Annotated in this window: 2 protein-coding genes and 1 pseudogene; all 3 read right to left on the bottom strand. The window is 43.1% G+C overall.

Going from position 1 to position 1,956, the window contains the following annotated elements; all coding sequences use genetic code 11:
• Window positions 1-437: amidase family protein (locus ACP45E_RS14980; RefSeq protein WP_241824319.1), on the bottom strand; the 437-nt coding region annotated here is incomplete at its 3' end.
• Window positions 438-497: 60 nt separating this feature from the next.
• The gene (locus tag ACP45E_RS14975; RefSeq protein ID WP_241824318.1) at window positions 498-1,430 is read right to left on the bottom strand and encodes a helix-turn-helix domain-containing protein; all 933 of its coding nucleotides are present in this window, start codon (window positions 1,428-1,430) and stop codon (window positions 498-500) included.
• 156 nt (window positions 1,431-1,586) lie between these two features.
• Window positions 1,587-1,956: pseudogene (locus ACP45E_RS14970) on the bottom strand (AarF/ABC1/UbiB kinase family protein); the annotation flags it as partial.

The raw sequence follows: 1,956 nt of genomic DNA, 5'->3' as shown, positions 1-1,956 counted from the left end.
GCCGCCGCACCGCCTCCACTACTTCCTCCAACCGTGTACTCATGATTCCATGGGTTTTTGCAAAAACCGCGAATCGAGTTATTAGTTTGAAAATCCATGGCCAAAGGAGGAAGGCTAGTTTTGCCCAGTAAATTCGCGCCTTGGGCAAACAGCTTTTCTACGATAGGCGCAGTGAAATCACTGCATGTTATTTTATTGAGGCCGAAGCTACAAGGTAGGGCATTTATGTGAAATTGGTCTTTAAAACTGATGGGCAAACCTGCGAGTAACTCGGTGTTATCTAATGCAGCAGTTTGGTCTTGATAAATAAAAGCACCTATTTCGTCATCAAGCATGGAAATTCGGCTTAGTAAGTGTGTCTTGACTTCTTGAGCGGTGATATTTCCTTTCTTCAGGGCTTCGCAAGCTTCAATAGCTGCCATATGGTGAATGGTCATAGATAGTTCCTTATGTATTATCTAGGACCTATTGCACCAGCATACGCTCTTTTTGGCTGTTCAATCTCTGCTATCTTTTATCGGTATATAAATGTGTGTTATCCAACTTTCTGGGGGCGTATTATCAGGAGAGGTCAGATACAGTTCGAAAGGAAGAGTCTCTCTGAGCTCATAGCCTGAGCTTGGTAGCCAAGAACGAAAAGCATGATTCCACGTCTGATAGAGGTAATCGTAATGACCGACATGTTCAAATATGGCCCATAATCCCTGACTAATTTGGCTTGAATGCGGTGTATGCAAATGGTCTTTCGGTTCATAAAAAAGTGCGCCGTAAAGGACGAGAGCATGTTCATCGTTAAGATTTTGTGGGCTAGAGGGGAAAGCACTCGCTAAACCGTGCAGTAGAGGCTCTTGACCTAATCGATAGAACTCCTTAGAAACAGCTGGCAGAACTTGACTCAGAAACGTTCCATTTATCGTTCCTAACGTTGTGCTGTAATGATAAAACAAGGTTGGTAAAGTTTTAAGTTTAATCTTTGGCGCTAAATTCTTTGCGGCAATGGTTTTTAGGAAAGGCCGTGACTCGTCCAACCCTATTCTAACGTGTTCAGGGTGTGAGCGAAACTCACTCGGGCTAACGTGAAAATGTTGTCGAAATGCTCGAGAAAAAGCACTATGAGTTTCGAAGCCTGATTTCAATGCAATCTCGATAATCCCCAAGTTAGGTTGTTCTGATAAGGTTTTTGCAGCCAGCTCTAAACGACGGTGTAACAGATACTGGCTGACAGATTCACCTAAATAGGCACTAAATAGCCGTTGGAAATGAAAGATTGATAACGTCGCATGCTGCGCTATTTGATCTGCCGAAATCTTCTCCTCTATATTCTGTTCAATAAACAGTAGGGCTTTCTCTAGTTTTTTTCGGGTTCTATCACTCATATTGCCTTCAATCAGAATAATACGTGGAAAACAGTGCGACTTATTAATTCTCATTCTACTCGGTCGACTCGAATTTGACGAAATCATTTATGATTGGAACAAGCTCACCCAGTGAGCCTGTCTTTGGCTGGTGTGTAAATAGGGTCTTTGATTGGCATTCAGAGTTTTGGCTTGGCGCAAACTTTACCTTGCTGAGAACAGATCGAACTATCACGGCAGTTCATGCTGATTTTCTTTTAGTGCGACATAAGGCGCTACGAGTTGGTGAATGTTAACCTTGGCTTCAATTCTCGCGGCAAGTAAGTACATTCCGGCAATTTTTCGGTGTAAGAAAATGGCATCGGCTGGAGGGGTATGCCAGTAGTCTTGCTCCATGCTTAAGATGGTACCGGCTTCTCGTAATCGTTGAGATAATTCACTTGTTTTAAAATCGTATAGCTCGTCGATTAACATCGGTTCACACGCCATTTTAACCAGATCGAGAACCGCTTTGCGTTGAGTGGGTTCAATGCTTTCGCTGAAAAAACCTATTTGTTCGAGCGCCTTATTCAAGCCGTCTTCATCGTAGATCGGAAGAGCG

It is taken from the genome of Vibrio genomosp. F10 str. 9ZD137 (assembly GCF_049974785.1).
Lineage (GTDB): Bacteria > Pseudomonadota > Gammaproteobacteria > Enterobacterales > Vibrionaceae > Vibrio.
Note: the sequence above shows the minus strand (reverse complement) of the source record. Positions and strands in the feature narration are given on the sequence as shown.

Coding starts and splice junctions, on each gene's coding strand:
- ACP45E_RS14975 (WP_241824318.1), bottom strand. CDS start 1,430: ATGAGAATTAATAAGTCGCACTGTTTTCCACGTATTATTCTGATTGAA.